The organism is Acinetobacter sp. PK01 (assembly GCF_022819285.1).
In the GTDB taxonomy this organism is placed as follows: Bacteria; Pseudomonadota; Gammaproteobacteria; order Pseudomonadales; family Moraxellaceae; genus Acinetobacter; species Acinetobacter tandoii.
Genome location: NZ_CP094643.1, coordinates 1,928,040 through 1,946,992, shown reverse-complemented (window position 1 = coordinate 1,946,992; position 18,953 = coordinate 1,928,040). Strand labels below are relative to the sequence as shown.

The window sequence follows — 18,953 nt, the reverse complement described above, 5'->3', positions numbered from 1 at the left end:
ATATTAAAAGGATCTTGAATTTTTAATAACGGTAAAGTAATTGGTTGGTGTCGTTGTCCTGCCTTTATTCTTACAGTGTTGTGCTTTATATAGTTCTAAATTGATTATGGTTTTTTTGTAGTATTGGTCAAAATTTATTTTTTGTCTATAAAAGCAACTGATTTTTACTAGATATTGAGTTTTCTGAATTTCTAAAGATGTCGGAGCCTATTGATGGGAAAATTGAGTTAAGAAGAGTCATGAGTAGCAATAAAGTGGTGCAAGTTTTTGGTTAGCTGTACTTAAAAATGAGAGTTAGGCATAGAAAACAGAGTAAAATGTTGTCAAAGTATGGTGAGAAGTAGTCTAAAAGATGAAATTTTATATCATTCATAAGCTTTTCTGATGAATTGCTTTGTGGTCTATAATTAAAAAAGACATCAATGTTAAAAAATATACTAAAAAATGCACTGCATTAAACCATTTGAATTTAAATGCACTATTTTGGTTCCTTTTGTGTGGTGATTAATTGCTTAATAATGAAAATGTTTGAATATGGTGCATTTCATTTTTCAAACAGTATAATAGGTGTTAAGCGAAGTTTATAAATCTTGTATTCTGATAAATAATTCAATGTTTTAGCTTTGCTTTTTAAAAGTTGGTATGAGAATTGCTTTATAACTGCCAACTACTAACACGCACTCCACAGGTGCAACAAAAAATCATCGGAGCAAAATGAGCATGGCGAACAAGGTCCTTCAACTCATCCAAGAAAGTGGCGCAAAATGGGTCGATTTCCGCTTTACTGATACTAAAGGTAAGGAACAGCACGTTACTTACCCAGCAGATACAATTGATGAAGATACTTTTGAAGACGGTAAAATGTTTGATGGTTCTTCAATTGCTGGTTGGAAAGGTATTGAGGCGTCTGACATGATTTTACGCCCAGATGCAGAAACAGGTTTTATCGACCCGTTCTTCGCTGAGCCTACAGTAGTTGTTACTTGTGATGTCATCGAGCCATCAACTGGTCAAGGTTATGACCGTGACCCACGTTCTATTGCTCGCCGTGCAGAAGAATATCTAAAATCTACAGGGATTGGAGATACTGCATTCTTTGGTCCAGAACCAGAATTCTTTGTATTTGACGAAGTGAAGTGGGACATCGATATGTCTGGCGCTCGTCATACATTAATCGCTGAAGAAGCTGCTTGGTCTACTGGTAAAGACTATGAATCTGGTAACTCAGGTCACCGTCCACGTGTTAAAGGTGGTTACTTCCCAGTTCCTCCAGTTGATTCTTCACATGACATGCGTGCAGAAATGTGTGCGAAAATTGAAGACATCATGGGCCCAGGTCGTGTAGAAGTACATCACCACGAAGTTGCATCTTGCCAGTTAGAAATTGGTGTGAGCTTCAATACCATGGTTCGTAAAGCAGACGAAGTACAACAGTTTAAATATGCTGTTTGGAACGTTGCGCATCAATATGCTAAAACTGCAACGTTTATGCCTAAGCCAATGGTAGGTGATAACGGTTCAGGTATGCATGTTCACATGTCAATCTCTAAAGATGGCAAGAACTTGTTTGCTGGTGATGAATACGCTGGTCTTTCAGAAATGGCGCTTTATTTCATCGGTGGTATCATCAAGCACGCTCGTGCATTGAACGCAATTACTAACCCTTCTACAAACTCGTACAAGCGTTTAGTTCCGCACTTTGAAGCACCAATTATGTTGGCTTACTCAGCGCGTAACCGTTCTGCATCTATCCGTATTCCTTACGTTTCTAGCCCTAAAGGCAAGCGTATTGAAGCTCGTTTCCCAGATCCAATGATGAACCCGTACTTAGGTTTTGCAGCATTGTTAATGGCGGGTATTGATGGTATCCAAAACAAGATTCACCCAGGTGAAGCTGCTGACAAAAACTTGTATGACCTTCCTCCAGAAGAAGAAGCTAAAATCCCTACAGTTGCACATAGCCTAGATATGGCTCTTGAAGCACTTCAAGCGGATCATGACTTCCTTCTTAAAGGTGGTGTATTCACTAAAGAAATGCTTGATGCGTACATCGAACTTAAAACTGAAGAAGTTCGTCGTCTTAACACGACTACTCACCCAGTTGAATTTGATATGTACTACAGCTTGTAATTCTGAACGGAATTCCACTGTAAAAAACCTGCGCTTGTCGCGGGTTTTTTTTGTATCATCTGTTTTATTTAAAAAATAGAACGGCTTTATGGCACAGCGTAAAAAACACACCAGTTTTTATCCCTGGATTGATCCCAAAGACCATGACAAAGGTTTTAAACTTAATTTTTCAATGGTGACCTATATTGAAGTTGGGCGTACTCCAGAAGGTTATAAACAGGCAGAGTTTGTTGCACTAAAAAGCCCAGAATTGGCACTCGATTATGATTATCCCCAAAGCTTTTTTCTGAGTGCTGAAGGGTTCATATTAGTGAAAACGCCACAAGGGAAGTTTGAAGTCATCGCAAAAACAGATAATTGTTAATAATTGATCTTTAAATTGAATCAATAACATTCTTTATAAACTCTAAAAGGGTTTAAACGTAAAGTGGATCAATTAAACAGGTAAGGTTATGCAGCAGCAGATTCCAACTGAACTGAAAACATGGTTGTATGCTTCAGGTTCATTGACGCAGCAACTCACGGATTTAGCGGGTGGAAAATTTAGGGTACAACCGATTAAAGAACATTTTCAGCGCCTACATTTTATTGATGCAAAATGGATGAGAATGCCACATCAGCATACCTCATGGGTTAGAGAAAGCTTTTTATATGGCAATGATATGCAGCCTTGGGTTAAAGCGAAAAGTATTTTTCCGATTCTAAGTTTGCAAGGTCGAGCAAGACTTTTTAAATATATTGGCACAAAACCAATTGGCTGGTTTTTGTTCCAGCGTACCAATCCAGCATGTGAACGCCGTGTGATTTGGTTAGAAGATGGTTGGACACGCCAAAGTTGTTATACTTGGCACGGTTGTAAATTTATTGTTCAAGAAACGTTCTTACCTGCATTCGAGCAGTATCTACGCAAAACCAAATTATGAAATTGTTAAAGGATTTTCATGGCTACGGTGCAACATATTACTTGGCGTGAACGCTTAGAAGCTTATTATTATTTATGTCGTTTCGATAAACCCATTGGTACTGAATTAGTCTTTTGGCCAACCATGTGGGCTTTATGGGTTGCGAATAAAGGTATGCCAAGTTTAGGAATTTTAATTCCAATGATTTTGGGCACCATTTTTATGCGTGCTGCTGGTTGTGCCATTAATGACTTCGCAGATCGTAAAGTAGATGCTCATGTAGAGCGAACCAAAAACAGACCTTTGGCAACAGGGGTGATTAGTGCAAAAGAAGCTGTTTATGTGTTTTTAATACTGGTTTTGGCCAGTGCATGTATGCTATTTTTTTTACCGATAGAAACTTTTTATTGTTCTTTCGGCGCGCTATTTCTCGCGTTTATCTATCCTTTTATGAAACGCTATACCCATTTGCCACAGGTATTTTTGGGCGCTGCATTTTCGTGGTCTATTCCAATGGCCTATACCGCGGTGGGTGAACCTTTGGGATTAACCTGTTGGTTATTGTATTTTGGGAATTTAGCGTGGACGGTTGCTTATGATACGCAATATGCCATTACTGATCGTGAATATGATTTAAAAATTGGGGTGAAATCAACCGCGATTTTATTTGGACGTTACGATATTCAAATTATTGGTACGTTACAGGTATTAAGCCTGATTTTAATTGCAACGGCTTTATTTCTAGAACAATTATTGATGCCATTTGGTTTGCTTGCATTAATTTTAGTTGCTGGGGATTTTATCTTTCAAGCGGTTAAAACCAAAAACCGTGATCCACAACTCTGTTTTTGGGCATTCCGTCACAATCGTTGGGTAGGAATGATCATTTTTATGGGAATTTTTTTAGAATTAACAATTTAAAATGACCATATGGTTAAAGAGTGTCCTATACAGGACACTTTTTTTATGCCTTAATAATTCTGCATGTAGTTTCATGCCCAAAAAATAAAGATTAAAAAGGATATTTTATGAAGCGCACGAAAATAGCTTTGGCACTTACATTGACACTTTCAAGTCTATTTTTAACAGCTTGTAACGATGATGACGATAATACGGTAGCCGATTCCAATAAAACCTATTTATCTGAAGGAAATTATGCTTTAGATACTGTAGTGAATAGCTCCTCGATTAAAGTCATGACCTATAATATGACCAATGTTCAAGGGAAAACCGCAACAGCCACTGCCATGGTATTGTTTCCAAAAGCCATTCAACCCAAAGATGGCTATCGCGTTGTGGTTTGGGAACATGGGACAGTGGGTGGTGGAGATGACTGTGCTCCGAGTAAAAATCTACTTAACCCTCGCTTTAAAATTCTTGCAGATACCTTATTGGCCGCGGGTTATGTCATCATTGCACCAGATTATGAGGGGTTGGGTACAGCAGGTGTACATCCTTATTTGAACTTATCTAGTCAGGCTAATTCTGCAATTGCAGCGGTAAAAGCTGCAAAAGATCATTACGGTAAGCAGTTAAATGGTGCTTGGATGTCGATTGGTCAGTCACAAGGTGGACATGCTTCCTTGGGTACTGCGGAATTTGCCAATACAGACAGCAGCTATAAAGGAGCAGTTGCGGGTGCGCCAGCATCAAGTTTAGGGCGAATTATCCAGATTTATCTCGATCCGCAGTTGAATCTTGATGAAAATAATCAATCTAAGGGCGTGAATAGATTAGATGAGCAATTAGTAAAAGTTCGATATGCAGTTGCAAATAACATTATTACACCAGCACAAGGACAAGCGGCAATTGATCAAATTGCAGATGGTTATGCTGAGTTGTTGGCTTATGCAGCGCTGACCAGTTCGGGTATTAAAGCATATCAACCTAATTACGATTTAAAAAATATCTTTACAGCAGGTGCTGCGGATATTGCAGAAAAGGCATATGGCCGTACGGGCGATGATGGCGCATGTTTGGGTTATGCAGACCCGAATAGTGCAAATGGTTTACAAGAACAATTTAAAGTCGGGGTACTTGCTTTCTTAAATGAAGATCCTACACACTTAATTGCACAATATGGCATTGATTTAAACAAGATTAAAACGGACCCAGTAGTTCAGAAATTTTTAATAGATAATCAACCAGCCACCAACGCGACCGCAGCAAAAGTGATTAAAACACCTGTATTTATTATTCAGGGTGAGAAAGATCAAGCGGTATTGCCTATAGTTACACAGGCTTTATATGCAAATATGAAAACCAATGCAACCAAGTACTTCCCTCAAAATGCTTATGCTGATGGATATCAACTTACCATTGTGCCGAATGCAACACATACACAAGCGATTGTTTGTAAAAATGCAGATGCTTTTGATTTCATTCAAGCAAATATGTCCGCTGCTACAGGTATTGTATTGACTGACGCACAAAAAGATGCAAGTCAAAACCCACAATGTACGGGCAATTTCTAAGTACTGTGTTAGATACATCTTTGTGAAAAAGAGTCTCATTATTGAGGCTCTTTTTTGTTATATTGTTGCGCAATGAAGAATGCAAGATTTGAGTTAAATCACCTATGAGCCAACCAGAAGTGAACAAAAAGCCCTTACCTTGGAAATTAATGGCCTTTGGACTGCTCATTCCAGTGTTTATTCTTGGAATGGCACTTTTAGCTGCAAAAAGTGATGCAGATAATAAAAAGCAATATGATTTAGAGCGTGCAGAAATTCAAAAGCGTGTTGAACTAAGACAACAGCGCGAAGCTGCCGCACAGGCAAAGAGTGAATAGATTAATTTTCTAAGGCTGTGCAATAATTTTGAAAGGGTAGAGATCGACTATAGCTTGAAAACTTATAGTTATTATTAGTTATGCTCTATATGACAATTTTGCATATCAATATAATAAAACAAGCAATAGTTGTGAATAGTAAATCTCTATAATGAATATCAATTGTTGAATGTGTAATAAGCACGAATTAGTAATCGGTGTTGTCGATGTCAATAAATGAGGAAAGACTTACTCATCTTAAACAGCTTGAAGCTGAGAGTATTCACATTATTCGTGAAGTAGCTGCCGAATTCGAAAATCCGGTAATGTTATATTCTATTGGTAAAGACTCAGCTGTCATGCTGCATCTTGCCTTGAAAGCGTTCTATCCTGCCAAACTTCCATTTCCGCTACTGCATGTAGATACAGGTTGGAAGTTCAAGGAAATGATCCAATTCCGTGACAACATGGCAAAAACCCATGGCTTTGATTTGATCGTGCATCAAAACAAAGAAGGTCGTGATGCGGGCATTAACCCGTTCGACCACGGTAGCTCAAAATATACGGATATCATGAAAACTCAGGGCTTGAAACAAGCACTGGATAAGTATGGTTTTGACGCTGCTTTTGGTGGCGCACGTCGTGACGAAGAAAAATCTCGTGCGAAAGAGCGTGTTTATTCTTTCCGTGATAATAAACACCGTTGGGATCCTAAAAACCAACGTCCAGAATTATGGAATTTATACAACGGTAAAGTGAACAAAGGCGAAAGTATTCGCGTGTTCCCATTATCGAACTGGACAGAGTTAGACATCTGGCAATACATTTATTTAGAACAGATTCCAATTGTTCCATTGTATTTTGCTGCTGAACGTCCAGTAGTAGAACGTAGCGGTACACTCATCATGGTTGATGATGAACGTATGCGTTTACACGAAGGTGAAGTTCCACAAATGAAATCGGTACGTTTCCGTACTTTAGGCTGTTACCCATTAACAGGTGCAGTCGAGTCAGAAGCGAATACCTTACCTGAAATTATTCAAGAAATGTTGCTCGCGACAAGCTCAGAACGTCAAGGTCGTATGATTGACCATGATGAAGCTGGCTCTATGGAAAAGAAAAAGCAAGAAGGCTATTTCTAATTTCCTAATCAAAGTCCCTCTTTATTAAAGAGGGATTTAGGGAGATTAAAAAATCGATTTCAAAGCATTTGTGGAGTTTGAGCAATGTCTCATCAATCAGAATTAATTAGCCAAGATATTTTGGCTTACTTAAAACAGCATGAACAAAAAGACTTATTACGCTTTTTGACGTGCGGTAACGTCGATGATGGTAAAAGTACTTTAATTGGACGTTTGTTATATGATTCAAAATTGATCTACGAAGATCAATTGCAAGCTGTGACCCGCGACAGTAAAAAAGTCGGCACAACAGGCGATGCACCTGACCTTGCGTTATTGGTAGATGGCCTGCAAGCAGAACGTGAGCAGGGTATTACCATTGATGTGGCTTACCGTTATTTCTCTACAGAAAAACGTAAGTTCATCATCGCGGATACGCCAGGGCATGAGCAATATACGCGTAACATGGCAACAGGCGCTTCTACTGCTGACCTTGCGATCATCTTGATTGATGCACGTTATGGCGTACAAACTCAAACACGCCGTCATACGTACATCGCAAGCTTGTTGGGTATTAAGAACATTGTTGTTGCGATTAACAAAATGGACTTGGTGGAATTCTCTGAAACTCGTTTTGGCGAAATCAAAGAAGAATACCAACAGTTTGTGAGCCAGTTAGATCGTAAGCCAAGCAATATTCTGTTTGTGCCAATTTCGGCTTTAAATGGCGATAACGTGGTTAATCCATCAGCAAATACGCCATGGTATCAAGGTCAAACCTTGATGAGCATCTTGGAATCTGTAGAAATTACCCGTGATTCAAGCAAGAGTGAATTCCGTTTCCCTGTGCAGTATGTCAACCGTCCAAACCTCGACTTCCGTGGTTTCTGCGGAACAATCGCACTGGGTGAAGTACATGTTGGCGATGAAATTGTGGCGTTACCTTCAGGTAAAAAGTCGACAGTTAAAGAAATCGTGACTTATGACGGTAACTTGGAGCATGCGATTGCTGGTCAGGCTGTTACTTTAACCTTAAACGATGAAATTGATATTTCACGTGGTAACGTGCTGGTCAAAGCGGGTGAAGAGCCTTCTTTATCACGTAGTGTCCGCGCAACTGTGGTTTGGATGAATGACCAACCGCTTGTAAAAGGTAAGTTGTATAACGTTAAGATTGGTACGCAAACAGTTCCAGCCAAAGTAACGGCAATTAACTACCGCGTGAATGTGAATACGCTTGAGCATACCCAAGTTGAACAGTTAGAGCTAAATGCAATTGCAGACTTAACCGTTGAATTTGATGCGCCAGTCGTATTTGACCGTTATCAAGACAGTCGTTATACGGGTTCATTTATCTTTATTGACCGTTTAAGTAATGTGACGGTTGGTGCGGGTATGGTTGAAGCCGCGGTTGAATGGACTGCACATGCGAACCCTGTTTCGGCAGAAGACCGTGCTGCACGATTAGGTCAAAAACCTGCGACAGTCACTGTAACAGCAAAAGCACTTGAGCAAGCACAAGTGTTAGAAAGCTTGTTGATTCAACAAGGTGTGGTAGCAATAGCGAAAGCAGGTTTAACCGCTGAACAAGTAGCTTTGTTGCGTGAAACAGGTGTTGTGGTAATTACTGACCTCGTTGATGCAACCGATGTAAGTTTTACTGCTGAACAAGCAGAAGAGCTTGCAGAACAAATCGTGAAATTGGTTCGCCTGTAATAGATTGAATTAATTTAGAAAAACCCACCTTAAGGTGGGTTTTTTATTGCCTATAGATATTGCAAACTAGACCTTCTGTGCAAAAAGCGTGGCAAAGCGCTGTTTAATTTGGTGGCCTTGCTCATCAGTACGGTGCAGCTCACCAATATTTTCATTGTATTTGAGGATCGTCCAGTTTTGATAAAGTGCATTTAACTCGCCCGCTTTGAAGCTGAAAGGGAAGTCAGGTTGGACAGGATAATCTTCACTATCCATCGCACAGACAATCAAGTTATATCCGCCTGATTTGGTGGCTTGTTGCATTTGTGAAATCAGCGGTGGAACGGTATTGGCTTGTAAGAACATCATCACGACAGTGCAATAGATGAAATCATATTGCTTTTCAATTTGCTGATTTAGGTTTAAATCCCGCAGTTGGATATGAATATTGGTAATTTGTTCGGCCTGAATGATTTGCTCAAGGCGTTGTAAGCTTTGTGTATTTACATCCCATGCATCGACTTCAAAGCCGTGCTGACTTAAGAATAGGGCATTACGACCTGAACCACAGCCCACATCCAATGCCTTTCCACCTTGTAAATACGGTTGAGCTGCTAAAATTTCGGAATGGGTCGGTGTGAGTTGATATTTCTGCGTAAACAATTGATCGTATTGGCAATAGAAGCTGAGCTGGCATTCAATATCATCACTAAATGCCATAATACGATGCCAAACTTGAGGTTCAATTAGAGGAGGTTGTTCAGAGACACTGAAACAATGCTTTGAGATCACATTACCTTGTTCATTCAACATCGCAAAATCAAGTTCACCTTTCAAAATGTGCAGTTTTGCCCATGTGCCTTGTTTGGTATTGTGGGGTTGCTGAAAGGCGGTAGGAATGCTGTCGTGTTTCCAAACAGGGAGAGTTTTATAACAAACGAGAGATTGCATATGGATATCCTGTGATTGGGTGCTTCATCTCAGCTAGAAAAAGGGTTTATGCATATTTTTCATTCGATATTAGCCTGATTTGATAACAAATAAAAACAGCGACCGAAGTCGCTGTTTTTATGCAATTCAATGCTTAAGCCTGTTGAATACCTGCAACTAACCAGTCTTGGTTTGAACCCGCAGGTTTAACAAAATGCCAGATTTCAGTAAATGGTTGCGGCAAACTGTTCAAGTCTTCACTGACTGTACCTGTAAAGCGCACACTCACTACATATTGACCATTTTCAGTTGCAGAATCTGTCACCATGGCATTCAAGTTAGAGAACTCAGCAACATCTTGATCGCGGTTCGCCATAATGTCGTTATACATTGACTGATATAAGTCAGGCGTTAAATAGCGACGAATTTCTTCAATGTTGCTGGCAGTATTCATTGATTGAATATGGTTAAAGCGTTGGCGCGCAATACGTAAGAAAGCAGCAGGTTCAGTACCATCAGGAAGTTGGTTACCACTGTTCGTATATGCAGTGCCGAATGGCGCATTATTTACTGGTGCTTGAGTTGCTGCGCCACCACCTACAGATTGACCAAAAATATTGGTATTGTCCGTTGATGCACGCGGTGCCGCAGGTGTTTGACCAAATGGCGATGCAGTTTGACCGCCATTATTTGGTGCATATGGATTAGTGGATGTTAATTTTTTTTTTGCGCCCATCTTGCGGAAAATGAAGAAGGCAACAGCAGCAGCGAGAAGGATCCAGATCCAACCTGGAATTCCACCTTTTTCTTCTTGGGCGGCTTGAGCTTGACTTGCTGGGTGGTCATCTGCAAGCGCATTTGCAGCCACTGCACCTACGGCAGCACCAGCAACACCAGCAGCAACCATACTACCTACACCTGGACCAGATTTTTGTGGTGCAGTTGCAGGGGCAACAGGTTGTTGAGCAGGTGTAGCTTGACGAGGTTGTTGATAAGACTGTGTTGGTGTCGCAGAACGGCTCATGCCATGACTCTTACCACCACCTGCACGTTTCGCTTCTGCCAAAGGTGCTACCAATAACGCCGCTGCTAAAATACCTGCAACTAAACTACGCTGTCGAACTTCCATTCAATTTTCCTATAAAAAATGATAAATAGCCCTGTATTTATGCAGGCATTTGTCAATTTTTTCAATAAGAAAAAACAATTTTTTTGTTTAATTTTGCACAGTTAATTTTTAACACTCACCTTAGATCATTCAGAAAGATTCATAGCTTCGGTTAATGCTTCATGTAATCGTGCTACTGCAATAATTTGCACGCCTGCAATGGCTTTCTGTGGTGCATTGGCACGCGGCACAATGATGTATTTAAAACCATGTTTAATGGCTTCTTTTAAACGTTCTTGACCATTTGGCACAGGACGAATTTCACCTGACAATCCAACTTCGCCAAAAACTGCTAATTGTTGGGGCAATGCCTTACCTCGTAAACTAGAGGCACACGCCAGTAGAACAGCTAAGTCCGAACCAGTTTCAGTAATTTTTAAACCACCGACGACATTAACGTACACATCTTGTCCAGAGGTTTGTACACCACCATGACGGTGCATGACTGCAAGCAACATGTTTAGGCGGTTTTGTTCTAAGCCTAAGGCAACGCGACGTGGTTGTCCGTGTGCATCATCCACCAAAGCTTGCACTTCGACTAAAAGTGGGCGTGTGCCTTCACGGCTAATCATTACAATTGAACCTGGAATAGCTTCATCGTAGCGACTTAAGAAAATTGCTGAAGGATTGGCGACTTCACGTAAGCCTTTATCGGTCATACCAAACACGCCCAGCTCATTGACTGCACCAAAACGGTTTTTTACTGCGCGAATCATACGATAACGTGAGTCAGATTGACCTTCAAAATACAGTACGCAGTCAACCATGTGTTCAAGTACACGTGGTCCTGCCAAAGCACCTTCTTTGGTCACATGACCCACAATAAACAGTGCAGTACCACTATTTTTGGCAAAACGAGTCAGTAATGCGGCAGACTCTCGAATTTGTGAGACACCACCCGGTGCAGATTGTAAAGTTTCTGTGTAAAGGGTTTGAATGGAATCGAGAATTGCAACGGCAGGGCGTTCTTGTGCCAAAACTTCACAGATACGTTCTACACAAGTTTCTGCCATTACTTTGAGTTGATCTGTTGGTAAGTCTAAACGTTGTGCCCGTAGCGCAACTTGCGAGAGGGATTCTTCACCTGTTACATAGAGTGCGGAACTTCTGGCTGCTGCCATATAAGTTGCTGTTTGTAAGAGAATGGTTGATTTACCAATACCAGGATCACCGCCAATCAATACCACAGAACCAGTGACTAAGCCCCCGCCGAGTACGCGGTCAAACTCACCAATACCTGTTGCAAGACGCGTTTCATGCGAAACTGAGACTTGATTTAAAGTCGTGATATTTGCTGCTTGTCCTGCGTAGCCTCCGCCCATTTTAGGTTGGGCACGATGTGTCACCGCAGGTTCAATGCGGACTTCAACCAGACTATTCCATTCGCCACACTCAACACATTGTCCAGCCCATTTTGAATGGTCTGCACCACATTGCTCACAGCGATATACGGTTTTAATTTTTGCCATAAATAAAATTGAAAATAATCTGTAAATTAGATAAAAGTAATAGTTACGAAAACAATTAAATACAGTGAATGCAATTCTTAAGGAATAAGAAGTGTCGCTGTTTATCGTAATTACTGGTTAAAGGGAATTGCTCAGAAAAATAACATGATATAAGACTTTTACAAGTAAGAAACAGTGTGTTTTGAGTCAAGTGATTTGTTCAGTTCACTTTTTCCATGGAAGGAGTTTGAGCGTTTGGTTGTTTCTTGTCATGACACAGCAGTTTGATGGCATAGATATTGCTCATGCTCAAACAAATGAAAATAAAGCAATTGCAACATTTTCAAATTATATAAAAAAGGTTGATGTCTATGAGTGCAGCAGAAATTGTTGATTGGGTAAATAGTATTATTTGGAGCAAGGCTCTTATTTATTTGTGTTTGGGAGCAGGTTTATTTTTCTCTATTCTGACGCGCTTTGTTCAAGTTCGCCAAATGAAAGAGATGGCAAGATTATTAATACATGGTGGTTCTTCAGAACAAGGGATTTCTTCATTTCAAGCATTAGCCGTATCACTTTCGGGGCGTGTAGGTGTTGGTAATATTGCAGGGGTAGCAGCAGCAATTGGTTTTGGTGGTCCGGGCGCAGTATTTTGGATGTGGCTTGTGGCTTTCTTAGGAGCAAGTACAGCTTACGTAGAATCTACTTTAGGTCAAATTTATAAGGTGGAATACCAAGGTCAGTACCGTGGTGGACCTGCATTTTATTTTGATAAAGGTTTAGGCCAACGTTGGTTAGGTGTGGTATTTGCGGTTGCCGCAATTGTATCTTGTGGTTTATTTCTACCAGGGATTCAAGCCAATGCGGTGGGGAATGCCTTTACGCAAATTACAGGTGAAGGTTCCATCGTCTTTGGTAATGTAGGTTCATTCAAATTAGTTGCTTTGGTTGTAATTCTATCTTTGTTGGCCATCATTATTTTTGGTGGTATTAAACGTATTGCACGTTTTGCAGAGTTTGTCGTTCCATTTATGGCGTTGGGCTATATTTTAATGGCCCTCGTCATTGTGGCCATTAATATTCACGAATTGCCACGTGTGCTGCAACTTATTTTTGACGATGCGTTTAGCCCTATGGCAGGACTCGGTGCTGCCATTGGTTGGGGTGTTAAACGTGGGGTGTATTCAAATGAAGCAGGTCAGGGTACTGGACCGCATGCAGCGGCAGCCGCAGAAGTACAACATCCAGCGCAACAAGGTTTTGTACAAGCTTTCTCAATTTATGTTGATACGCTATTTGTTTGTTCTGCTACAGCCTTCATGATTTTAATTACAGGTATGTATAACGTACAAGGCACATTAGAAGCAGGACAATTTATTGTTCAAAATGTTGCAGGTACTGTCGAAATTGGTTCGCCAGCATTTACCCAAATGGCGGTGAGCACTGTATTTGGTGGTTTTGGACAAATTTTTGTTGCCTTGGCGGTATTCTTCTTCGCATTTACCACAATTGTTGCTTATTACTATATTGCAGAAACCAACATCACTTATTTGAGTTATATCACGCAATCTCCATCGTTATTGTTCGTTACGAAATGTTTTATCATGATTTCTGTCGCTTACGGTGTAATTAGTGCAACAGGTTATATCTGGGGAATTGGTGATATCGGTGTGGGTTTAATGGCATGGATTAATATTGTGGGTATTATTGTGACCTACTTTGTATGGAAACCAACCATCAAAGCATTGAAAGATTATGAGCAGCAACAAAAAGCAGGAGTAACAGAATATACCTTTGATCCTGTAAAACTTGGGATTCGTAATGCAACTTATTGGGAAGAACGCTTAAAGAAACAACAGAATAATCAATAAAGTAATTGAATGTTAGTGTGAAGTAGAACTTAAAAAGCAGTCACGGCGGCTGCTTTTTTTATTGAATGGTATAAGATTTATATGAACTGATGTGTCCAAAAGGCGCATTGTATTGCATTGATGTAGTGCGTATTATCGGCCCCAATTGTATAAGGCTTGAATGCTGAACGATACAGATAGAGTTGTTTAGCTTAGATTGACCCAAAAACTTACATGGCGAAGGCGTGCTTAAAATAGTGCAAATGTGTAATTTGGATTAATTTGGTTAAAAAATCTTAAAGGATTAATAGAGAGTTTTTATAGCGATGTTAAATCAAAACACGAATGAGTCAGCTGCACAAGGCGAACTCCATCGTAGTTTGTCAAATCGACATCTACAACTAATTGCGATTGGTGGTGCAATTGGTACTGGTTTGTTCATGGGGTCGGGTAAAACCATTAGTTTGGCAGGCCCATCAATTTTATTTATTTACATGATCATTGGTTTAATGGTGTTTTTCGTAATGCGCGCATTAGGAGAATTACTGTTATCTAACCTGAAATATAAGTCTTTTATTGACTTCTCGACAGACCTGATTGGTCCTTGGGCGGGTTATTTCGTAGGTTGGACCTATTGGTTGTGTTGGATCACCATTGGTATCGCGGACTTATCCGCCATTATTTATTATCTGCAATTCTTCAATAATGGAATACCGTTTAGCCCAGTTGAAGGAGCAATGATAAGTGTTGCTGCGATTATCTTCATTATGGGCTTGAACCTAATGACGGTGAAGCTGTTCGGTGAGCTAGAGTTCTGGTTTGCTTTGGTCAAAATCATTGCCATTGTTGTGCTGATTGCGGTTGGTTTGTGGATGATTTCTACAGGCTTTACCTCAACAACAGGTGAAGTGGCATCGTTTACCCACTTATGGGCAAATGGCGGAATGTTCCCGACAGGAATGGAAGGCTTCTTAGCAGGCTTCCAAATTGCAATTTTTGCCTTTGTCGGGGTAGAGTTGGTTGGGACAACTGCGGCTGAAACCAAAGATCCTGAGCGCAACTTGCCTAAAGCAGTGAACTCTATTCCCATTCGTATTATCTTTTTCTACGTGTTGGCATTGGTCATTGTGATGTCAGTGACACCATGGAACAGAATCAATCCAGAAGTTAGCCCTTTTGTGAATTTGTTCAGTCAGGCAGGTATTGCAGCCGCTGCGATTATTATGAACCTTGTGGTGTTATCGTCAGTGATGTCCTCTATGAACAGCGGAGTATTTTCGACTAGTCGTATGTTGTTTGGCTTATCACGTGAGAAGCAAGGACCACAGGCTTTTGGTCATTTGAATAAGCGTGCAGTTCCTGCAAATGCTTTATATTTCTCTGCAATTTGTTTGTTGGGTGGGGCAGCCTTACAGTATTTCGTGCCAAATACGGTTGAAGCCTTTACTTTGGCAACGACGCTATCCACGATTCTGTTTATTTTGGTGTGGTTGATTATTTTGTGGAGCTATTTGGTTTACTACAAAACACGCCCAGAGTTACATGCAAAATCGACCTTTAAATTGCCTGGTGGTCCTTTGACATGTTGGGTGGTGATTGTGTTCTTCATTGGCATGATTTACGTGTTGTCATTAGAGCCAGATACCATGAAGGCATTAATGGTCAGCCCAATTTGGCTTATTATTCTTGCGATTGGTTATTTCGGTTTCTATAAGCCAAAACATAAATAATCGTTGTCTATACAGAAAAACGTCAGTTTAGAACTGGCGTTTTTTTATGTCTGGCGATAATCTCTAGCGTTTAATGCTTTGGTCAATGCGTTGATCGGGTTATACTTCGTTAAAATTTGAGATAGGTGGTCAGATGCGTCACGTCATTTGCTGCATAAGTGTATTGGTGTTGGGTTCTTCATTAGTCGGTTGTGGTCAATCGGGGGCATTACAATTACCAAGCGATTCAAATTATGACAAACGTGCAAAATATTTGTTATATCCAAATGTAGCGCCTGCGCAAAAAACGGAGCAAGTTCCAACGGACCAATCCGCTGAACAACAGGCAACTACAGAATCAAAATCTTCTACTCCTTAACTTGTCATTGAAAGGACATCTTCCATGAGTTTTACCCGCATTAATGGGGTATTGCACGCAGAGCAGTGTTCCCTAGAACAGCTTGCGCAGCAATATGGCACGCCACTGTATGTGTATTCAAAAGCGACTTTTGAAAAACATTATTTAGATATGGATCGTGCGTTTGATTTTATCGACCATCAAATTTGTTTTGCGGTAAAGTCTAACTCAAATATCGCGGTACTCAATGTCTTGGCAAAGTTAGGCTGTGGTTTCGATATCGTGACTGGCGGTGAGCTTGCTCGTGTATTGGCTGCAGGCGGCGATGCATCTAAAGTTGTCTTTTCAGGTTTAGGTAAAACTGAAGCAGATATACAAAAAGCACTGGAAGTTGAGATTGCATGTTTTAACGTTGAGTCTCATGCCGAATTAGATCGTATTCAGAAAGTGGCAGCAACTTTAGGTAAAAAAGCGCCTATTTCTTTGCGTGTTAATCCAGATGTCGATGCAAAAACTCATCCTTATATTTCGACAGGATTAAAAGAAAACAAATTCGGTATTCCTTCGGATACGGTATTTGAAACCTATCAATATGCAGCCAGTCTACCGAACTTAGAGATTATTGGAATTGACAGTCATATTGGTTCACAACTGACTGAAACCAAACCGTTTGTCGATGCTTTAGATCGTGTCATGCTCATGATTGAGCAACTGAAAGCGTTAGGTATTCAGTTGAAGCATATCGATATTGGTGGTGGTTTGGGCGTAACTTATAAAGATGAAGTCCCACCAACTGTAGAAGAATATGCCAATGCACTCAAACCAGCTTTAGAAAAGTTAGGGCTAAAAGTATATATGGAACCAGGTCGTAGTATTTCTGCCAATGCTGGCGTGTTACTGACTAAAGTGGATTTATTGAAACCGACCAATCACCGTAACTTTGCCATTATTGATGCGGCAATGAATGATTTAATTCGACCTGCTTTGTATGAAGCATGGATGGATATTCAACCAGTTACTCCACGAGATGATGTCGAAACTTTACAATGGGATGTTGTGGGTGCGATTTGTGAAACGGGTGATTTCTTGGGCAAAGAACGTGATTTAGCCCTCCGTGAAAACGATACACTTGCAGTATTGGGAGCAGGTGCATACGGTTTTGTGATGAGCTCAAATTACAATACACGTGGTCGTGCGGCTGAAGTCATGGTCGATGGTGCTGACTCCCATCTGATTCGTGAGCGTGAAACAATCGAATCACTTTGGGAAAAAGAGCGTTTATTGCCTTAAGGAATCACTAAAAATGTTTTTAGAATTTACTAAAATGCATGGTCTAGGCAATGACTTCATGGTTGTGGATTTAATTAGTCAGCGCGCGTATTTAGATGCACTGACGATCCAACGTCTTGCAGACCGCCATTTTGGCATTGGTTTTGATCAGTTATTGATTGTTGAACCACCCGATGTACCAGAAGCGGATTTTAAATATCGTATTTTTAATGCCGATGGTTCAGAGGTTGAGCAATGTGGAAATGGCGTGCGCTGTTTTGCACGTTTTGTACATGAACGACAACTCACCACCAAAACCAAAATTAAAGTACAAACCAAAGCAGGCATTGTTGAGCCTGAATTAGGGTCAAATGGTTGGGTACGCGTTAATATGGGTTATCCAAAATTTCTACCACAGGAAATTCCATTTTTAGCAGATGAACCAGAAAATTTGTATGACCTAGAGTTGGCAAATCAACAACAGATTCAAATTGATGTGGTGAACATGGGTAATCCACATGCGGTGACTATTGTTCCAGATGTCATTACGGCTGATGTGGCAACGATGGGACCACAAGTCGAGTCACATGCGCGTTTCCCAGCACGTGTCAATGCAGGCTTTATGCAGATTATTGATGAAAAACATGCACGTTTACGTGTATTTGAGCGTGGTGTTGGTGAAACTTTAGCTTGTGGTACAGGGGCGTGTGCTGCTGCTGTTTCAGGCATCCGTCGTGGTTTATTGGCAAATCAGGTTGAAATTGAACTGGCGGGTGGGAAGTTACAAATTGAATGGCGTGATGGTGATGTGGTTTGGATGACAGGTCCGACAGCCAACGTTTATGAAGGACGTATCGACTTGCGTTATTTCCAAGGCTAAACCTGTATTGCTGTTGAAAAAAGCACTGTCTTTATGATGGTGCTTTTTTATGGATCAAAATCGGCTATGCTGAAGCCAAAGATAAATAGATATAAAGTAGAGACATGCCAAATTTAATTTTTCTACCAGGCGCATCGGGAAGTACCACGTTCTGGAATCCTTTAATCAATAAATTATCTCATGCAGAATCTAAACAGGTCATTGCTTATCCGAGTTTTGGTGAGGAACCAAGCCAAGAGAGTGTTTATGATTTTGCCAGTTTGTCGAATTATGTTTTGCAACAGATTCAGTCTGAATCTATTGTGATTGCACAGTCTATGGGCGGAATTTTTGCTGTACAGGCAGCAATAGCACGTCCAGATTTGGTCAAAGGATTAGTGTTTTTGGCAACTTCGGGCGGAATTGATTTAACTCCATTTCAGGTACAAGATTGGCGAACCGCTTATCAACAACAGTATCTCAACTATCCAGACTGGTTTATGGCTACGCAGATAGATTTATCTCAACACCTTGAAAAGATCAGGATACCAATATTGTTATTGTGGGGAGATCAAGATCCGATTAGCCCAATCGCCGTTGGACAGGCTTTGCAGCAAACATTCCCACAAGCTGAACTTCATATTATTCATGGTGGTGATCATGCCTTCGGGGAACACTATGCAGAAGAAGTTGCAGCACACATTCAGCAGTATTTAACTCATTTTAATTTTTAGGTTTAGGGTG

General features: G+C 40.5%; 17 protein-coding genes. 14 read left to right on the top strand and 3 right to left on the bottom strand.

Annotated features, from left to right (window positions below; genetic code table 11):
* The first annotated feature begins 714 nt into the window (after positions 1-714).
* The 8 genes from glnA (at position 715) to cysN (ending at position 8,639) form a co-directional block, all read left to right on the top strand.
* Positions 715-2,130 (top strand): type I glutamate--ammonia ligase, encoded by a 1,416-nt coding sequence (gene glnA, locus MP622_RS09235; RefSeq protein WP_171069565.1) that lies wholly within the window; start codon positions 715-717, stop codon positions 2,128-2,130.
* An 88-nt stretch (positions 2,131-2,218) separates the two neighbouring features.
* On the top strand, positions 2,219-2,494 hold the full coding sequence (locus MP622_RS09230; protein ID WP_016165895.1) for a hypothetical protein: 276 nt from the start codon (positions 2,219-2,221) through the stop codon (positions 2,492-2,494).
* Between the two features lie 88 nt (positions 2,495-2,582).
* Positions 2,583-3,053 (top strand): chorismate lyase, encoded by a 471-nt coding sequence (locus tag MP622_RS09225; protein WP_243790625.1) that lies wholly within the window; start codon positions 2,583-2,585, stop codon positions 3,051-3,053.
* Positions 3,054-3,071: 18 nt separating this feature from the next.
* Positions 3,072-3,953, top strand: a complete 882-nt coding sequence (gene ubiA / locus MP622_RS09220; RefSeq protein WP_243790623.1) for a 4-hydroxybenzoate octaprenyltransferase — start codon at positions 3,072-3,074, stop codon at positions 3,951-3,953.
* A 107-nt stretch (positions 3,954-4,060) separates the two neighbouring features.
* The gene (locus MP622_RS09215; protein ID WP_243790621.1) at positions 4,061-5,506 is read left to right on the top strand and encodes an alpha/beta hydrolase; all 1,446 of its coding nucleotides are present in this window, start codon (positions 4,061-4,063) and stop codon (positions 5,504-5,506) included.
* Positions 5,507-5,610: 104 nt separating this feature from the next.
* Positions 5,611-5,823 (top strand): hypothetical protein, encoded by a 213-nt coding sequence (locus MP622_RS09210; protein ID WP_044740164.1) that lies wholly within the window; start codon positions 5,611-5,613, stop codon positions 5,821-5,823.
* 212 nt (positions 5,824-6,035) lie between these two features.
* A complete protein-coding gene (gene cysD, locus MP622_RS09205) occupies positions 6,036-6,944 on the top strand; it encodes a sulfate adenylyltransferase subunit CysD (RefSeq protein ID WP_026441297.1) in 909 nt (302 codons plus the stop codon).
* Positions 6,945-7,028: 84 nt separating this feature from the next.
* Positions 7,029-8,639, top strand: coding sequence for a sulfate adenylyltransferase subunit CysN (cysN, locus tag MP622_RS09200; RefSeq protein ID WP_243790620.1), 1,611 nt, complete (start codon positions 7,029-7,031; stop codon positions 8,637-8,639).
* A 66-nt stretch (positions 8,640-8,705) separates the two neighbouring features.
* Here the strand turns inward: cysN and tehB are convergent, their stop codons facing one another.
* The 3 genes from tehB to radA all read right to left on the bottom strand — a co-directional run bounded on the left by tehB (position 8,706) and on the right by radA (position 12,185).
* Positions 8,706-9,569 carry an SAM-dependent methyltransferase TehB gene (gene tehB, locus MP622_RS09195; protein WP_243790618.1) on the bottom strand — a complete coding sequence of 288 codons (864 nt, stop codon included), beginning with the start codon at positions 9,567-9,569 and terminating at the stop codon, positions 8,706-8,708.
* Positions 9,570-9,702: 133 nt separating this feature from the next.
* The gene (locus MP622_RS09190) at positions 9,703-10,677 is read right to left on the bottom strand and encodes a TIM44-like domain-containing protein (RefSeq protein ID WP_104440986.1); all 975 of its coding nucleotides are present in this window, start codon (positions 10,675-10,677) and stop codon (positions 9,703-9,705) included.
* A 125-nt stretch (positions 10,678-10,802) separates the two neighbouring features.
* The gene (gene radA, locus MP622_RS09185; RefSeq protein WP_016165904.1) at positions 10,803-12,185 is read right to left on the bottom strand and encodes a DNA repair protein RadA; all 1,383 of its coding nucleotides are present in this window, start codon (positions 12,183-12,185) and stop codon (positions 10,803-10,805) included.
* Positions 12,186-12,535: 350 nt separating this feature from the next.
* On the opposite strand from radA, the gene MP622_RS09180 reads away from it, so the two are divergent.
* The 6 genes from MP622_RS09180 (at position 12,536) to MP622_RS09155 (ending at position 18,943) form a co-directional block, all read left to right on the top strand.
* Positions 12,536-14,035, top strand: a complete 1,500-nt coding sequence (locus MP622_RS09180; protein ID WP_044740161.1) for an alanine/glycine:cation symporter family protein — start codon at positions 12,536-12,538, stop codon at positions 14,033-14,035.
* Positions 14,036-14,340: 305 nt separating this feature from the next.
* A complete protein-coding gene (locus MP622_RS09175; protein ID WP_243790616.1) occupies positions 14,341-15,744 on the top strand; it encodes an amino acid permease in 1,404 nt (467 codons plus the stop codon).
* Positions 15,745-15,877: 133 nt separating this feature from the next.
* Positions 15,878-16,102 (top strand): lipoprotein, encoded by a 225-nt coding sequence (locus MP622_RS09170; RefSeq protein ID WP_016165907.1) that lies wholly within the window; start codon positions 15,878-15,880, stop codon positions 16,100-16,102.
* 24 nt (positions 16,103-16,126) lie between these two features.
* Entirely contained in the window at positions 16,127-17,371 is a 1,245-nt protein-coding gene (gene lysA, locus MP622_RS09165) for a diaminopimelate decarboxylase (protein ID WP_243790614.1), read from the top strand.
* Between the two features lie 13 nt (positions 17,372-17,384).
* Entirely contained in the window at positions 17,385-18,230 is an 846-nt protein-coding gene (dapF, locus tag MP622_RS09160) for a diaminopimelate epimerase (protein WP_243790612.1), read from the top strand.
* 104 nt (positions 18,231-18,334) lie between these two features.
* Complete coding sequence (locus MP622_RS09155; RefSeq protein ID WP_243790610.1) at positions 18,335-18,943, top strand: alpha/beta hydrolase; 609 nt, start codon at positions 18,335-18,337, stop codon at positions 18,941-18,943.
* The last annotated feature ends 10 nt before the right edge of the window (positions 18,944-18,953 follow it).

What these genes read in the sequence shown, in the direction of transcription:
- glnA (WP_171069565.1), top strand. Translation starts at nt 715, where the DNA reads ATGAGCATGGCGAACAAGGTCCTTCAACTCATCCAAGAAAGTGGCGCA.
- MP622_RS09230 (WP_016165895.1), top strand. Translation starts at nt 2,219, where the DNA reads ATGGCACAGCGTAAAAAACACACCAGTTTTTATCCCTGGATTGATCCC.
- MP622_RS09225 (WP_243790625.1), top strand. Translation starts at nt 2,583, where the DNA reads ATGCAGCAGCAGATTCCAACTGAACTGAAAACATGGTTGTATGCTTCA.
- ubiA (WP_243790623.1), top strand. Translation starts at nt 3,072, where the DNA reads ATGGCTACGGTGCAACATATTACTTGGCGTGAACGCTTAGAAGCTTAT.
- MP622_RS09215 (WP_243790621.1), top strand. Translation starts at nt 4,061, where the DNA reads ATGAAGCGCACGAAAATAGCTTTGGCACTTACATTGACACTTTCAAGT.
- MP622_RS09210 (WP_044740164.1), top strand. Translation starts at nt 5,611, where the DNA reads ATGAGCCAACCAGAAGTGAACAAAAAGCCCTTACCTTGGAAATTAATG.
- cysN (WP_243790620.1), top strand. Translation starts at nt 7,029, where the DNA reads ATGTCTCATCAATCAGAATTAATTAGCCAAGATATTTTGGCTTACTTA.
- tehB (WP_243790618.1), bottom strand. Translation starts at nt 9,569, where the DNA reads ATGCAATCTCTCGTTTGTTATAAAACTCTCCCTGTTTGGAAACACGAC.
- MP622_RS09190 (WP_104440986.1), bottom strand. Translation starts at nt 10,677, where the DNA reads ATGGAAGTTCGACAGCGTAGTTTAGTTGCAGGTATTTTAGCAGCGGCG.
- radA (WP_016165904.1), bottom strand. Translation starts at nt 12,185, where the DNA reads ATGGCAAAAATTAAAACCGTATATCGCTGTGAGCAATGTGGTGCAGAC.
- MP622_RS09180 (WP_044740161.1), top strand. Translation starts at nt 12,536, where the DNA reads ATGAGTGCAGCAGAAATTGTTGATTGGGTAAATAGTATTATTTGGAGC.
- MP622_RS09175 (WP_243790616.1), top strand. Translation starts at nt 14,341, where the DNA reads ATGTTAAATCAAAACACGAATGAGTCAGCTGCACAAGGCGAACTCCAT.
- MP622_RS09170 (WP_016165907.1), top strand. Translation starts at nt 15,878, where the DNA reads ATGCGTCACGTCATTTGCTGCATAAGTGTATTGGTGTTGGGTTCTTCA.
- lysA (WP_243790614.1), top strand. Translation starts at nt 16,127, where the DNA reads ATGAGTTTTACCCGCATTAATGGGGTATTGCACGCAGAGCAGTGTTCC.
- dapF (WP_243790612.1), top strand. Translation starts at nt 17,385, where the DNA reads ATGTTTTTAGAATTTACTAAAATGCATGGTCTAGGCAATGACTTCATG.
- MP622_RS09155 (WP_243790610.1), top strand. Translation starts at nt 18,335, where the DNA reads ATGCCAAATTTAATTTTTCTACCAGGCGCATCGGGAAGTACCACGTTC.